Origin of the sequence: Cellulomonas fimi (genome assembly GCF_028527925.1) — a bacterium.
Lineage (GTDB): Bacteria > Actinomycetota > Actinomycetes > Actinomycetales > Cellulomonadaceae > Cellulomonas > Cellulomonas fimi_C.
This window is the reverse complement of sequence record NZ_JAPESW010000006.1, coordinates 44407-59769: the sequence shown is the minus strand read 5'-3', so window position 1 is coordinate 59769 and position 15363 is coordinate 44407. Positions and strand designations below refer to the sequence as shown.

Here is a 15363-nt window from a genome sequence, read left to right as displayed (position 1 = left end):
CACGGCCCGGGTGACGACGCCCGGGCCTGGACCCCACCGGTCACCTGCGTGACCGGTGCGCGCACGAGAGAAGACTCCGTTGGCCCCTCCTACCCGCCGTCACCGGCCGGTCCGCACGCTCCTGTGGCTCGGGCTGCTGATCGTCGCCATCTTCGGCACGATCTTCGCCGGCACCAAGACGTCCGACGCCACGTGGACGCCCAACCTCGCGCTCGACCTCGAGGGTGGCACGCAGATCATCCTCAAGCCGGTGTCGGAGGACCCCGGCGCGATCACCGACGAGACGATCTCGCAGGCGATCGAGGTGATCCGCCAGCGCGTCGACTCCTCGGGTGTCGCCGAGGCGGAGATCACGAGCCAGGGCCGCAACATCGTGGTCGCGCTGCCAGGCACGCCGAGCGAGGAGACCCTCGACCTCGTCCGGACGTCGGCGCAGATGGAGTTCCGGCCGGTGCTCGCGGTCGGGGCGCCCACCCCGACGACGGCCGACGACGCTGCCGCTCCGGAGCCCACCCCGTCGGCGTCCGCCGAGGCGCAGGCGACGGACGGCGAGGAAGCCGCGGCGGACGAGGGTGCGGCGGAGGCCGCGGCCACGCCGACGCCGACGCCGAGCGCGTCGACCCCCGCGTCCGACACGCCGTCCAAGGCGGCGCCGGACAACCCGAGCGACGTGGCGTACTACGTGACGCCCGCCGTCCAGGAGCGCTTCGACGCGCTCGACTGCACGGACCCGGCCAACCTCACGGGCGGCGCTCCCGGCGCCCCGGACGTCGCCTACGTGACGTGCGACCCCGACGGCACGTCGAAGTTCATACTGGGTCCGGTCGAGATCCCGGGCAAGAACATCGACAGCGCGAGCTCCGGCCTGCGGACGACCTCGACCGGCGCGACGACCGGCGAGTGGGTCGTGAACCTCGAGTTCAACTCCCAGGGCACCACCCAGTTCACCGAGGTGACTACGCGTCTGCAGGGCCTGTCCTCGCCGCAGAACCAGTTCGCGGTCGTGCTCGACGGCCTCGTCATCTCCTGGCCGAGCCTGAGCCCCGGCACGATCATCTCGGACGGCAAGGCCGAGATCTCCGGCGGGTTCACGCGTGAGTCGGCGGCCACGCTCGCGAACCAGCTGAACTTCGGTTCGCTGCCGCTCTCGTTCACCGTGCAGAGCGAGGAGCAGATCTCGGCGACGCTCGGGTCGGAGCAGCTGCAGAAGGGCCTCATCGCAGGCCTCATCGGCTTGATCCTCGTGGTGATCTACTCGCTGTTCCAGTACCGCGCGCTGGGCCTCCTGACGGTCGCGTCGCTGATCGTGGCCGCGGTCCTCACCTACGGCGTCATCACGCTGCTGTCGTGGACGCAGGGCTACCGCCTGTCGCTGCCCGGCGTCGCGGGTCTGATCGTCGCGATCGGCATCACGGCGGACTCGTTCATCGTGTACTTCGAGCGCATCCGCGACGAGCTGCGCGAGGGCCGCACGCTGCAGGCGGCCGTCGAGCGCGGCTGGGAGCGGGCCCGCCGGACCATCCTGGCGTCCGACGCGGTCAACCTCATCGCGGCGCTCGTTCTGTACGCGCTGACCGTCGGCGGTGTCCGGGGCTTCGCCTTCACGCTCGGCCTCACGACGATCATCGACGTCATCGTCGTGTTCCTGTTCACGCACCCGATGATGACGCTCATCGCGCGGACGAGGTTCTTCGGCGACGGGCACCCGCTGTCCGGTCTCGACCCGCGTCGTCTCGGCGTCGACACCGCGCGGTACGCCGGTCGCGGCCGGGTCGTCACGCCGACGACCTCGGGCAAGGCCGCCAAGAAGGACGGCGACCGCGTGCCGGTCGGGGTCGGGACGGGCGGCGGCGCCACCACGTCCTCCGGCCCGACGATCGCAGAGCGCCGCGCGGCCGCGCGCGCCGCCGCCGGCGACGCCGCGACGGCGCCTCCCGGAGCAACCGAACCGACACCTGACGCAGCCGCGCAGGACGAGCCCCGGACCGGGCGCACCGAGGGGAGCGAGCACTGATGGCCCAGGGATTCGCCCAGTGGGGCAACGACCTCTACACGGGGCGCCGGTCGTACGACATCGTCGGCCGCCGTCGCCTCTGGTACACGATCTCCGCGATCCTCGTGGCGGTCTCCGCCGTGCTGCTCATCAAGCCCGGTCTCAACCCGGGGATCGAGTTCCGCGGCGGCTCCGAGTTCGTCGTCTCGAACGTCGAGAACCTCGACCAGCAGCTCGCGATCGAGACCGTGCAGCAGGTCGCCCCGGGTGAGTCGCCGAAGGTGACGACCGTCGGCGGCCAGAGCCTGCGGATCCAGACGGCCGAGCTGAGCAACGCGGACGTCGAAGAGGTGCAGGGCGCGCTGGCCGAGGCGTACGGCGTCCCCGAGGGCCAGGTGACGACGTCGTTCATCGGCCCGTCGTGGGGTGCCGACATCTCGCGCAAGGCGATCACCGGCATCCTGGTCTTCCTGCTCTTCGTGACGGTCGTCATGACGATCTACTTCCGCAACTGGCGGATGGCGGTCGCGGCGCTCATCGCGCTGTTCCACGACCTGATCATCACCGCGGGCGTCTACGCGGGCGTCGGCTGGGAGGTGACGCCGGCGACGGTCATCGGCTTCCTCACGATCCTCGGGTACTCGATCTACGACACCGTGGTCGTGTTCGACAAGGTGCGCGAGAACACGGCCGACACGCTCGACCAGAGCCGCTTCACCTACGCGGAGAAGGCGAACCTCGCGGTCAACCAGACGCTCGTGCGGTCGATCAACACGTCCGTCGTGGCGCTGCTCCCCGTGGCGTCGATCCTCTTCGTGGGCGCGTTCGTCCTCGGGGCGGGCACGCTGCGTGACATCGCGCTGGCGCTGTTCGTCGGCATGCTGATCGGCACGTTCTCGTCGATCTTCCTCGCGACGCCGGTCGAGGTGACGCTCCGCGAGCGCGAGCCGGCGATCCGCGAGCACACCCGCAAGGTGCTCGCCGCACGCGGCCGCCGCGCGACCGGTGCGGCGGATGACGAGGATGCCGAGGCGCTCGCCGCGGCGACCATCCACTCCGCCGGTCAGCTGCGCCCGGGCGCGCACCAGGGTGTCGCCGCGCAGCCGAAGCGGCGCCGGTGATGACCTCGATCGACGGGTCGACCGCGGGGGCGCTCTCGGGCGCCCCCGCGGGCCGTGCGGAGCTGCTCGCGCGCGTCGACGAGCTCGTCCGCCGCGTGCCGGACTACCCGAAGGCAGGTGTCCTGTTCAGGGACATCACACCGCTGCTGGCGGACGGCCCCGCGTTCGCGGGTGTCGTCGACGCGATCGCCGCCGACGCGCCGGACGGAGTGGACCTGGTCGCCGGCATGGAAGCCCGCGGGTTCCTGCTCGCGGCGCCCGTCGCGACCGCCCTCGGCGCCGGGGTGCTTCCCGTCCGTAAGGCGGGCAAGCTGCCGGGGCCGACCGCGGTCGAGCACTACGAGCTCGAGTACGGGCACGCGTCGGTCGAGATCCACCCGTTCACCGTCCCCGAGGGGGCGCGGGTGCTCGTGATCGACGACGTCCTGGCCACGGGTGGCACGGCTGCGGCGACCGTCGCGCTGCTGCAGCGGTGCGGCGCCGAGGTCGTCGGGCTGTCGTTCCTCGTCGAGCTGCTCGGTCTCGACGGCCGCGCGCGGCTCGGCGACCTCCCCGTCGACGCGCTCGTGCAGGTGCCCTGACCTCGTCCGTCGCGGTGACGCTCGCGGGCCTGTGTCCGTACGCGCGTGCGAGCGGACGTAGACTGCTGCGAACCGGTCCCCGCGGGTCGGACGTCCCGCCTCTGGCCGCCGAGACGTCCCAGGGGGCGACGACCGCGGGAGGGGTGGCATGAGCGACGACGTACGAGCGCCCGAGACCGCCGCGCCCGAGGTGGCGGCCGACAACGGTGCCAGCGCGTCGAGCCGCGTGCGGTCGCGCCTCGTGCGGTTCGGCCAGCGGTCAGGGCCCGCGTTCCCGGCGCTCGAGCCGGTGCTGCAGGCCGCGCGCACCAACCACCCCAAGGCCGACCTGGCCGTGGTGGAGCAGGCGTACGTCGTCGCGGAGAAGGCGCACCGGGGGCAGCTGCGCAAGAGCGGCGACCCGTACATCACGCACCCCGTCGCCGTCGCGACGATCCTCGCCGAGCTCGGGATGACGCCGTCGACGCTCGCCGCCGCGCTCCTGCACGACACCGTCGAGGACACCGAGTACTCGCTCGACCAGCTGCGTCGCGAGTTCGGCCCCGAGGTCGCGATGCTCGTCGACGGCGTCACCAAGCTCGACAAGGTCACCTACGGCGACGCCGCGCAGGCCGAGACGGTCCGCAAGATGGTCGTCGCGATGTCGCGCGACATCCGCGTGCTCGTCATCAAGCTCGCCGACCGCCTGCACAACGCGCGCACCTGGAAGTTCGTCGCCTCGACCTCGGCCGAGAAGAAGGCCCGCGAGACGCTCGAGATCTACGCGCCGCTGGCCCACCGGCTCGGCATGAACACGATCAAGTGGGAGCTCGAGGACCTGTCGTTCGCGACGCTCTACCCCAAGCTCTACGACGAGATCGTGCACCTGGTCGCCGAGCGCGCCCCGGCCCGTGAGGAGTACCTGGCCGTCGTCCGTGAGCAGGTCGGCGCCGACCTGCGCAGCGCGAAGATCAAGGCCACCGTCACGGGCCGGCCGAAGCACTACTACTCGATCTACCAGAAGATGATCGTGCGCGGCCGCGACTTCGCCGACATCTACGACCTGGTCGGCGTGCGCGTCCTGGTCGACACGGTGCGGGACTGCTACGCGGCGCTCGGCGCCCTGCACGCGCGATGGAACCCCGTCCCCGGCCGGTTCAAGGACTACATCGCGATGCCCAAGTTCAACCTCTACCAGTCGCTGCACACGACCGTGATCGGCCCCGGCGGCAAGCCCGTCGAGATCCAGATCCGGACGCACGACATGCACCGGCGTGCGGAGTACGGCGTCGCCGCGCACTGGAAGTACAAGGAGACGGCGAAGAACGCCGCGGGCGGGCAGACCGACGCCGCGGGCAACGACATGGTCTGGCTGCGCCAGCTCGTCGACTGGCAGAAGGAGACCGCCGACCCGACCGAGTTCCTCGACTCGCTGCGCTTCGAGATCGCCGGCTCCGAGGTCTACGTCTTCACGCCCAAGGGCGACGTCATCGCGCTGCCGTCCGGCTCGACGCCCGTCGACTTCGCGTACGCCGTGCACACCGAGGTCGGCCACCGGACGATGGGCGCGCGCGTCAACGGGCGGCTCGTGCCGCTCGACTCCGCGCTCGAGAACGGCGACGTCGTCGACGTCTTCACGTCCAAGTCGGAGACGGCCGGGCCGTCGCGCGACTGGCTCGGGTTCGTCAAGAGCCCGCGCGCCCGCAACAAGATCCGCCAGTGGTTCTCCAAGGAGCGCCGCGAGGAGGCGATCGAGCACGGGAAGGACGCCATCGCGAAGGCGATGCGCAAGCAGAACCTGCCGATCCAGCGCCTGCTGTCCCACGAGTCGCTCGTCGCCCTCGCGAACGAGATGCGCTACCAGGACGTGTCCGCGCTGTACGCCGCGATCGGCGAGGGCCAGGTGTCCGCGGCGACCGTCGTGCAGCGGCTGGTCCACTCGCTCGGCGGCGAGCCGGCGGCCGAGGAGGACCTCGCGGAGGCCGCACGTCCCGGGCCGACGGCCCGTCGGGTGCGGACGGGCGACGTGGGTGTGGTCGTCAAGGGTGTCGACGACATCTGGGTCAAGCTCGCCAAGTGCTGCACCCCCGTGCCGGGCGACGACATCGTCGGGTTCGTGACGCGCGGCGCCGGCGTCAGCGTGCACCGGTCGGACTGCGTGAACGTCGACGCCCTGCGGTCGCAGCCGGAGCGCATGGTCGACGTCGAGTGGAGCCACACGAGCTCGACGCTGTTCCTCGTGCAGATCCAGGTCGAGGCGCTCGACCGCAGCCGCCTGCTGTCCGACGTCACGCGCGTCCTGTCGGACCACCACGTCAACATCCTGTCGGCGTCCGTGTCGACCTCACGCGACCGGGTCGCGCTGTCGCGGTTCGTGTTCGAGATGGCCGAGCCGTCGCACCTCGCCTCCGTGCTGGCCGCCGTCCGCAAGGTCGAGGGCGTGTTCGACGTGTACCGCATCACCGGGTCGAAGGCTGCCGAGGAGCCCGTCATCCGCGCCTGACGCGTCGGCCAGGCTGCGCAGCACGTCGCGCGCCTGCCGCACACCGCGCCGGCCCCGCAGCGCGTGGAGGTCGCGCAGCGCCGCCCCGGGGTCGAAGCCGGCGTGCACGAGATCGAGCAGCAGCGGGCGTGCCCGGGCCGGTTCCACGAAGCGTGCGACGTCGGTCCCGGTGCGGTGGACCGTCGTGACACGGACGCCCCCGACGAGCTCGACGTCCCACGGCCTCAGGTCGGCCTCCGCCGACGTCCGCCGACCGCTCGGCGCGACCCGGCGGCGGCCGCTGCCGACGAGGAGCTCGACCTTCTCGGGGGCCCGGCCGCCGGCGTGGACCCAGGCCGCGCTGCGGCGCCCCACGACGACGCCGCGCGGTACCTCGTCCACCAGCGACGCGCCCCGCAGCGCGGGGGACAGGGGGAGGTCGGCGACGACCGCGACGTCCCACCACACGGGGCGGAGCACACCGTCGCGGACCAGCGCGCACCAGGCGGCGGCTCCGACGTCGCGCCGGCGGACGACGGTCGGCAGTGGCCGCTCGTGCGGGCGGAGGTCGGCGAGGCTCGGCACGCGCGCCAGCATGACGGAGCCGGACCACCCCGTGGGGCGGCCCGGCTCCGGCTGTGGACGACGGTGCGTCGCGACGGGTCAGCCGCGCGCGTCCTCCGCGGCCCGCTGGACCTGCTCGAGCCACGACCGGCGTGCGTCGAGCGCGGCCTGCGCGTCGGCGATCCGGCGTGCGTCGCCCGCGGCCTTCGCGCGCTCGAGGTCGGCCTCGAGCCCGGCGATCGCCTGCTCGAGCTGCGCGGCCGCACCCTCGGCGCGTGCGCGCGTCTCCGGGTTCGTGCGACGCCACTGCGCCTGCTCCGCGTCGCGGATCGCGGACTCGACCGCCCGGAGGCGGCCCTCGACGCGCTGGATGTCGGCACGCGGCACCTTGCCCGCGGCCTCCCAGCGGTCCTGGATCGAGCGGATCGCCTGCTTCGCCGCGTTGAGGTCGCGCACCGGCACGAGCGCCTCCGCCTCGACGAGCAGCGCCTCCTTGACCTCGAGGTTGGCGCGGAACTCGGTGTCCGTCGCCGCGGAGTGCGCGTCGCGTGCCGCGAAGAACGCGTCCTGCGCCGCACGGAACCGGGCCCACAGCGCGTCGTCGTCCGCCCGGCTGGCCCGACCGGCCGCCTTCCAGCGGGTCATCAGGTCGCGGAACGCACCCGCGGTCGGCCCCCAGTCCGTGCTGTCCTGCAGCCGCTCGGCCTCGGCGACCAGCTGCTCCTTCGCGGCCTTGGCGCCCGCGTTGCGCGCCTCGAGCTCGGCGAAGAAGTGCCGGCGCTCACGGTCGAACGTCGTCCGGGCGTGGCTGAACCGCTTCCACAGCGACTCCTCCGTCGGACGGTCCAGGCGCGGTCCGCTGCGCTGCGCGGTCTTCCACTCCTCGAGGAGCGTGCGCAGCTGCTCGCCGGCGGGCCGCCACTGGATCCGGGCGGGGTCCGTGGCCGCGATCTTCTCCGCCTGCTCGACGATCGCCGTGCGCGCCTCGAGGGCAGCCTGACGTGCGGCCTGCCGCTCGGCGTCCGCCGCGGCCCGACGCTCGGCGGCGACGCCGCGCAGCGAGTCCAGGCGCGCGCGCAGACCGTCGAGGTCGCCGACCGCCGCCGGCTCCTTGAGCTCCTCCGTGAGGCGCGTGAGCGTCTGGTCGATCTCCTTGACCGACAGGTCCGTCGCCTGCAGCCGCGCCTCGAACAGCGTGACCTTCGCCTGGAGGTCGAGGTAGCGGCGCACGTAGAGGGCGAGCGCCTCCTCGCTGGACGCGCCCGGGAACTGCCCGACCACGCGCTCGCCCGCGGCCTCGCGGGCGGGTGCGGCACCGGACGCGGGCGCGGGCCGGGGCGCGCCGACGCGGGCGTCGGACGCGGTGCCGGCACGGTCGCCGCGGGCGACGGCGTGACCGGGGTCTCGTCAGCCGTCTCGGCCGTCTCGGCCGTCCCGCCGTCGTCCGTCGTGCTCGACCGGTCGACGTCCTCCGGCGTGCTCGCCTCGTCGGCGTCCTGCGTCGTGGTCGCCTCGTCGGCCGCCTCGGCGGTGGCGATCTCGTCGGCGGTCGCGGCCGAGGTCGTCTCCGCCGCGGTCACCTCGTCGGCGTCCGCGGCGTCGGCCGAGCCGGTCGCCTCGGCTGCGTCCACCGGGCTCGGCTCGTCGGACGCGGCAGTCGCCACGACGGTGCCGGGCTCGTCGGTCGCCGTGGTGGCCTCGTCGGTGCCGGGCTCATCGGTCGCCGTGGCTGCCTCGACGGTGCCAGGCGCGTCGGTACCGACCTCCGCTGCCTCGTCGGTGGCATTGGTCGCGGCCACCGCGTCGACCGTGTCGGGGCCCGGTGCGGAACCGGCTGTCAGGTCGTCCGCCTCGGCTGCGTCGCCGGTGTCGCTCCCGGTGCCGGCGTCGGTCGAGTCGTCCGTCGTCGTGGCCTCGTCGGCGGTGATGGTGTCCGCGGGTGCGGAGTCCGTCGTCGGTGCGTCGCCCTGGTCGACGGCGGGAGCGGAGGTCGGGGGAGTGGGCGTCGGCTCCTCCGGCGAGGAGGTCGATGCGGGGGTCTCGGTCACTGGGTCTCCACTCCCTCGATGGTGACGGCGTCCACCGGGGTCTCGGACCCCTCCACGGTGCCCGCGTCAGCGATGGCCTGCAGCACGTCCAGGCCGGACGTGATGTGGCCGAACACGGTGTATCCACCCGCCGAGTCCGACGGGATCTGCGAATCCTCGTACACGAGGAAGAACTGGCTGCCCATGGACTCGCCGTTGCCGCCCTGGCGGGCCATGGCGATCGTCCCCGCGGGGTAGAGGTCGTCGGCCGGCGCGTTCTCGATCGGGCCCCACGAGTAGCCCGGGCCGCCGGTGCCGGTGGCCGTCGGGTCGCCGCACTGCAGCACGTAGATGCCCTGCGTGGTGAGGCGGTGGCACGTCGTCCCGTCGAAGTAGCCCTCGCCGGCGAGCGTCACGAAGTTCGCGACGGCCTGCGGCGCGGCGGCACCGTCGAGCTCGAACCCGATCGTGCCCTGCGAGAGCGCGAGCTCGCCGGTCCACGTGCGCCCCTCGGCCGCGGCGGGGTCGGGCACGACACCGCCGTTGCCGGTGCGCGCCGTCGCGCCGGGATCGGGGGTCGTGGCCGGGGGAGTGCTCGCGTCGGCCGTCGGCGGCGCGTCGTCGCGCGTGAGGGCGACCGCGGCACCGATGCCGAGGCCGAGGACCAGCACCCCGACGACGGATCCCGCGATCACGCGCTGACGGCGATGGCGCGCCCGCGCCTGCGCCTGACGCTCCTGCCACTTCTCGTACCGGCGGCGCTCGTACTCGCGCTCGCGCTTGCTGGACACGCACACTCCTCGCGTCGACGGTGCGGCACGACAGGCGTCGACCTGCCGCACCGCACGAAGGAACCCCGGACAGTCTAGGCAGCACGGACCCGGGTCGAGGCAACGACCGACGCGCGGACGCGCCGCGGGCGTCGCGGGCTACCGTGCGGGGCATGCATCTCCTCTCCTTCGTGGCCCCCGTGTTCGCGGCCCGGTGCACCGTCGTCGTCGCCGAGGACGGCACGTGCGTCGTGGTCGACCCGGGCGCGGGCGTCGCGGGCCCGGTGGCCGCCGAGGTCGCCGCGCGTGGCCTGCGGCCGGTCGCGGTGCTCGTCACGCACGGCCACGCGGACCACACCTGGGACGCCGGCGCGCTCGCGGACGCGCTCGACGTCCCGGTCCGCGTGCACGCCGCCGACGCGTACCGGCTCGCGGACCCGTTCGGCACGCTCGGGGTGCTCGGCGGTGCGGCGCACGACCCGTCGGGTCCGCTCGGCCAGGCGCTCACGGCGGCCGGGGTGGACGTGCACGCCTACCACCGGCCGACGCGGCTCGAGCCGTTCGGCGTCGACAGGACCGACGCGCGCAGCGACGACGTCACGTGGCAGGTCGGCGAGGTCACGGCGGTCGCGCGCCACGCACCCGGGCACACGGAGGGCTCGACGCTGTACCTGCTCGACGCGGGTGACGAGCAGCCGGTCGTGCTCACCGGCGACGTGCTGTTCGCGGGGACGATCGGCCGCACCGACCTGCCGGGCGGGGACGGGCCGACCATGGCGCGCACGCTGCGCGAGGTCGTCGCACGGCTCGACCCGCGTGCGGTCGTCGTCCCGGGGCACGGGCCGACGAGCGACATGGCGACCGAGCTCGCGACGAACCCGTTCCTCGCGCGCGGCTGACCGCGTCGCCGCACCGGACACCTCCTGCGCTGCGGGCGGGTCACCGTTCCTGCCGCGGAACGCGGGCGCGACCCCCGCGACAGGTCTGGAAGACTTCCACCCCATGGCGCGACCCACACCCCTGTCCGGATTCCCCGAGTGGCTGCCCGACGGGCGCATCGTCGAGCAGCACGTGCTCGACGTCCTGCGGCGGACGTTCGAGCTGCACGGGTTCGCGGGCATCGAGACGCGCGCGGTCGAGCCGCTCGACCAGCTGCTGCGCAAGGGGGAGACCTCGAAGGAGGTCTACGTCCTGTCGCGGCTGCACGAGGACCCGGAGAACCCGGACCGCGGCGGCCGGCTGGGGCTGCACTTCGACCTCACGGTGCCGTTCGCGCGGTACGTGCTCGAGAACGCCGGGCACCTCGCGTTCCCGTTCCGGCGCTACCAGATCCAGAAGGTGTGGCGTGGTGAGCGCCCCCAGGACGGCCGGTTCCGTGAGTTCGTCCAGGCGGACATCGACGTCGTCGCGGCGGGTGACCTGCCGTACCACTCCGAGGTCGAGCTGCCGCTCGTCATGGCCGACGCACTCGGCGCGTTGCGCGAGATCGGCCTGCCGCCGGTGCGGATCCTGGTGAACAACCGCAAGGTCGCGGAGGGCTTCTACCGCGGGCTCGGGCTGACCGACGTCGACGCGGTGCTGCGCGGCATCGACAAGCTCGACAAGATCGGCGGCCCCGCGGTCGCGGAGCTGCTCGTCGCCGAGGCGGGCGCGAGCCCCGAGCAGGCGCAGGCGTGCCTCGACCTCGCGTCCGTGCAGGGCGACGACGAGTCGGTCGTCGACACCGTCCGCGCGGTCGCCGCGCGGCACGGCGTCGAGCACGCGCTGCTCGACGAGGGCCTCGCCGAGCTCGGCGCGCTCGTGCGCGCGGCGGCGCAGCGTGCGCCGGGCGTCGTCGTCGCGGACCTCAAGATCGCGCGCGGGCTCGACTACTACACGGGCTCCGTGTACGAGACGGTGCTCGTCGGGCACGAGCCGCTCGGGTCGATCTGCTCGGGCGGGCGCTACGACACCCTCGCGTCCGACGGTGCGACGACGTATCCCGGCGTCGGTCTGTCGATCGGTGTGTCGCGCCTGGTGTCGCGCCTGCTCGGGGCAGGGCTGGTCCGGGCGACGCGGTCGGTGCCGTCGGCCGTGCTGGTCGCCGTGACCGACGAGGCTGACCGGTCGCGGTCCGACGCCGTCGCGACCGCGCTGCGGTCACGCGGGATCCCCGTCGAGGTCGCGCCGTCGGCGGCGAAGTTCGGCAAGCAGATCCGGCACGCCGACCGTCGCGGCATCCCGTTCGTGTGGTTCCTCGGGCAGCCGGACGGCGACGAGGGCGACCAGGTCAAGGACATCCGCTCGGGCGAGCAGGTGCCCGCCGACGCCGCGTCGTGGGCGCCGCCGGCGGACGACCTGTGGCCCCGCGTGGTGCCGGCCGAGGGCTGACGCGTCACGCGACGTCCGTGCGTCGGCGTGACGTGCGGACGGACGGCGACGGTGCGCGGGACGGGCCGCGGCGGCGTCGTGCGCCGCGGCTCGCCCCGGTCACCAGACGCGCACGACCGAGTACGCGAGCGTGTCGTCGCGGAAAGTGACCTCGTAGATCGCGGGACCCTGCGTCATCGGGGTGTGGGGCCCGCCGGGCTCGGTGATCCCGTCGCCGTCCGCGTCCCCGAAGACGACCGCGCCGCTGCCGTCGACGTCGAGCTGCAGCGCCTCGTCGGGGTGTGCACCGAACGGCATCGTGAGCCGCCAGGTGTGGTCCGCGACGAGCGCCATCGGCACCGCCGCCCACTCGGTGCTCGTGCCGCGCAGCGTCATCGTCGGGTAGGTGCTCGCGTACCCGCCGGAGACCGTGCCGAGGTCGACGCGCACGACGGCACCCGCGGGCCCGACCGACTCCGTCCGGATCGAGACGCCGGCCGCCGCGTCCGTGAACGTACGGCCGACCTGCAGCGCGGCGTCGTCGTACCCGTTGCCGGGCGTGGTGTCGACGAGCGCGGTGCCCGCCTCGGTGGCGCGGCGGATCTCGACGCCGTTCATGAGCGCCGGGTAGAGGCTGACCTTGGTGTCCCAGGCGAGGCCGTACGGCTGGCGCAGGTCCAGCTCGTAGTGGTCGCCGGACGGCAGCGGGACGCGCAGGTCCTGTGGCTGGTCGGTCGGGACCTCGGACGCCGCGAGCACGTACGTCCCGGACTCGGTGACGGTCGTGACGCGCGACGGGGGGATCCACCCGAGCCGGGCCTTGTAGGTCGCGGAGAACTGCATCTGGTTCCACGTGTTGCCCATGGAGTCGAACGGGTCGCCGTACTCCTGCACGGCGCACCAGCCGCCGGGCTCCTCGACGGACGTGGGCCGGCCGTCGGCGGCGGTGCACACGAGGGCGTTCGCGTGGTTGAGACCGAGGTTGTGGCCGAGCTCGTGCTGCGCGACCGCGCGCGTGCCCGTGTCGCCCGCCCAGAGGTTCACGGACACCTGACCGCCGATGTACGCCCACCCGCCGTACCAGCAGCCGCGGTCGGGGGAGTCGAGCACGAACGCGACGTGGTCGTAGCCGGTCAGGTCGAGCCCGGCCGCCTGCGCGGCGTCCGACCCGGCCGACGCCTCGCCCCAGCAGCCGGTGCCGGCGGGGATCTCGAGGTAGCCGTAGACGTCGCCGTCCGGCCGGTCGCGCCCGCGCAGCTCGAGCTGTGACCACGAGCTCTCGCGGAAGTAGGCCGCGACCGAGTCGGGCGCGGTGAAGAAGGCGCGGCGCGCGTCGTCCGCGGAGACGGGTTCGGTGCCCGTGGGCCCGAGGCGGAGCAGGACGACGGCGAGCGTGCGCTCGGCGACGGCGGCGGTGCCGGGCGCGGCCGAGAGCGTGCGCACCGCCGTGCCCTCGAAGCTCGCGCTCGCCTCGGCGACGTCGGGCGCGTCCGCCGACGGCGTGCCGGTCACACGGACGCGCTGGCCGGGCGCCACGCCGTCGAAGAGGTCGGTGTCGCCGTCGACCTGGACGCCCGTGCCGTCGGCGAGCCGGACGAGGTCGTGGGTCGGGTCGGGCGTGGCGGCAGCCGACGGGGAGCCGGACGCGGCGTCCTCGCTCGCGGGCGGCGCGCCGACGTCTGCGGGTGCGCGGAGGGTGGTCGGCTCGGCGGGCGTGGCGAGCGGGGGGTCGGCGTGCAGACGCTCGTAGGTGCCGGTGAGACGCGCGTCGTCCGCCGTGGCCGTCGCGGCCGCCGTGGCAGGAGGCGCGACGGGGGCGACGACGAGGAGCGCGAGGATCCCGGTCGACGTGAGGGCAGCGCGGAGGCGTACCGCGTCGTGACGGTGGCCGGGCGGTCGCTCGCGGCTGACGGCGGCGCTGGACCGGTGCTGGTGCATGGGAGTGCGTCCGTTTCTGGAGACGTGGCGGGATGGTGGGCGCCGCGGTGCGGCGCGACGGGACGCACGGGAGCCGGCCGCGTCGACGCGTGTGTCGTGCGGCCGGCTCCGGTGCCGGACGTCGTGGATGCCGAGGAGGACGAGGTGACTCGTGTCACCGGCGCTCCGCCGCGGCGCGCGGGCGCGGGCGGGGCGACGGTGGTCGCAGCGGTTCATGCTCTGAGAGCGCTTCCACAGCGCCTCGTCGAAAGTCTCGCGACGGGCGGCGCGCGGGTCAAGGGGCGAACCCGGCTTTTCCGGTACAGACCTGGCAGCGGAGCGCGAGCGTCCGCGCACCTCGGCGGCGGCCGTGCGACAGCTGTGTCGACGGCGCCGGTTGACGTCGGCTCGAACACGTGTTCGACTGACGTCGTGCGATGGGACGGGCAGCGGGTGGCACCGACGGACGACGCGTCCGCGCTGCCCGGCCTCGCGCTCGCCAACCTCGTGCGCACCGTCCGCACCCCGGAGTTCGCGGGCGTCACGTTCCACGAGGTGCACTGCCGCAGCGCGCTCAACAAGGTGCCCGCTGCCTCGCAGATGCCGTTCCGGTGGACCGTCAACCCGGTCCGCGGATGCCTGCACGCGTGCACGTACTGCTTCGCACGCCCGACGCACGAGTACCTCGACCTCGGCGCCGGCCGCGACTTCGAGACGCAGATCGTCGTCAAGACCAACGTCGTCGACGTGCTGCGCGCCGAGCTCGCCCGGCCGTCCTGGCGGCGCGAGCACGTCGCGATGGGCACGAACACCGACCCCTACCAGCGCGTCGAGGGTCGCTACCGGTTCATGCCCGGCATCGTCGACGCGCTCGTCCACCACGGCACGCCGCTGTCGGTCCTCACCAAGGGCACGCTGCTGCGGCGTGACCTGCCGCTGCTGGCCGACGCCGCCCGCCACGTGCAGGTCGGGATCGGCGTCTCCCTCGCGGTGCTCGACGAGCAGCTCCAGGCCGAGCTCGAACCGGGGACCCCGACGCCGCGGGCGCGGCTCGAGCTGATCCGCGCCGTGCGCGAGGCCGGCCTGCCGTGCGGGGTCATGGTCGCGCCGGTGCTGCCCTGGCTGACCGACTCCACCGAGCACCTCGACGCGCTCCTGGCCGCGCTCGCGGACGCCGGCGCCTCCGGCGTCACGGTCCTGCCGCTGCACCTGCGCGGCTCGGTCAAGCCGCTCTTCCTGGCCTGGCTGGCCCGGTACCGCCCGGAGCTCGTCCGGCGGTACGAGGAGCTGTTCGGTGCGGGCGCCTACACGCCCGACGGGTACGGCCGGTGGCTGCGCGACCGCGTCTCGCCGCTGCTCGTGCGGCACGGCTTCGGCGACCCGTCGGGCCACCGGGCCGGCCGCGCCGCGATGCGCGACGGCGCCTACCCCGTCGGCTCCCTGCCCCGCGTGACGCCCGAGGTCGCGGTCCCCGGGGTCGCGCAGCCGACGCTCTTCTGACCGCGGCGCCCCCACGCGTCCGCCGTGGCTCGCGTCCTGGTCGTCCGCTCGGGCCGGTCCGGCGGTCGCGCGCGCCGGGA

General features: G+C 74.0%; 10 protein-coding genes. 7 read left to right on the top strand and 3 right to left on the bottom strand.

Annotated elements, in window-relative coordinates:
* The first annotated feature begins 79 nt into the window (after positions 1-79).
* From secD to OMK64_RS04630, 4 genes are all read left to right on the top strand, one after another.
* The gene (gene secD / locus OMK64_RS04645; protein ID WP_272726878.1) at positions 80-2014 is read left to right on the top strand and encodes a protein translocase subunit SecD; all 1935 of its coding nucleotides are present in this window, start codon (positions 80-82) and stop codon (positions 2012-2014) included.
* Entirely contained in the window at positions 2014-3114 is a 1101-nt protein-coding gene (gene secF / locus OMK64_RS04640; protein ID WP_272726877.1) for a protein translocase subunit SecF, read from the top strand. Before secD ends, secF begins: the two co-directional genes overlap by 1 nt.
* Positions 3114-3695 (top strand): adenine phosphoribosyltransferase, encoded by a 582-nt coding sequence (locus OMK64_RS04635; RefSeq protein ID WP_272726875.1) that lies wholly within the window; start codon positions 3114-3116, stop codon positions 3693-3695. Before secF ends, OMK64_RS04635 begins: the two co-directional genes overlap by 1 nt.
* Positions 3696-3843: 148 nt before the next feature.
* A complete protein-coding gene (locus OMK64_RS04630) occupies positions 3844-6177 on the top strand; it encodes a RelA/SpoT family protein (protein ID WP_272726873.1) in 2334 nt (777 codons plus the stop codon).
* Between the two features lie 642 nt (positions 6178-6819).
* On the opposite strand, the gene OMK64_RS04625 is transcribed toward OMK64_RS04630, so the two are convergent.
* The gene (locus tag OMK64_RS04625; RefSeq protein ID WP_272726871.1) at positions 6820-8001 is read right to left on the bottom strand and encodes a DUF349 domain-containing protein; all 1182 of its coding nucleotides are present in this window, start codon (positions 7999-8001) and stop codon (positions 6820-6822) included.
* 763 nt (positions 8002-8764) lie between these two features.
* Complete coding sequence (locus tag OMK64_RS04620; protein WP_272726869.1) at positions 8765-9538, bottom strand: peptidylprolyl isomerase; 774 nt, start codon at positions 9536-9538, stop codon at positions 8765-8767.
* Between the two features lie 152 nt (positions 9539-9690).
* Here OMK64_RS04620 and OMK64_RS04615 point away from each other — a divergent pair, with 152 nt between their 5' ends.
* Complete coding sequence (locus tag OMK64_RS04615) at positions 9691-10416, top strand: MBL fold metallo-hydrolase (RefSeq protein ID WP_272726867.1); 726 nt, start codon at positions 9691-9693, stop codon at positions 10414-10416.
* A 103-nt stretch (positions 10417-10519) separates the two neighbouring features.
* Positions 10520-11887, top strand: coding sequence for a histidine--tRNA ligase (hisS, locus tag OMK64_RS04610; protein ID WP_272726865.1), 1368 nt, complete (start codon positions 10520-10522; stop codon positions 11885-11887).
* Positions 11888-11986: 99 nt separating this feature from the next.
* Here the strand turns inward: hisS and OMK64_RS04605 are convergent, their stop codons facing one another.
* Positions 11987-13804, bottom strand: coding sequence for a zinc-dependent metalloprotease family protein (locus OMK64_RS04605; RefSeq protein WP_272726863.1), 1818 nt, complete (start codon positions 13802-13804; stop codon positions 11987-11989).
* Between the two features lie 411 nt (positions 13805-14215).
* Between OMK64_RS04605 and OMK64_RS04600 the strand changes: the two genes are divergently transcribed.
* A complete protein-coding gene (locus tag OMK64_RS04600) occupies positions 14216-15283 on the top strand; it encodes an Rv2578c family radical SAM protein (RefSeq protein WP_272726861.1) in 1068 nt (355 codons plus the stop codon).
* The last annotated feature ends 80 nt before the right edge of the window (positions 15284-15363 follow it).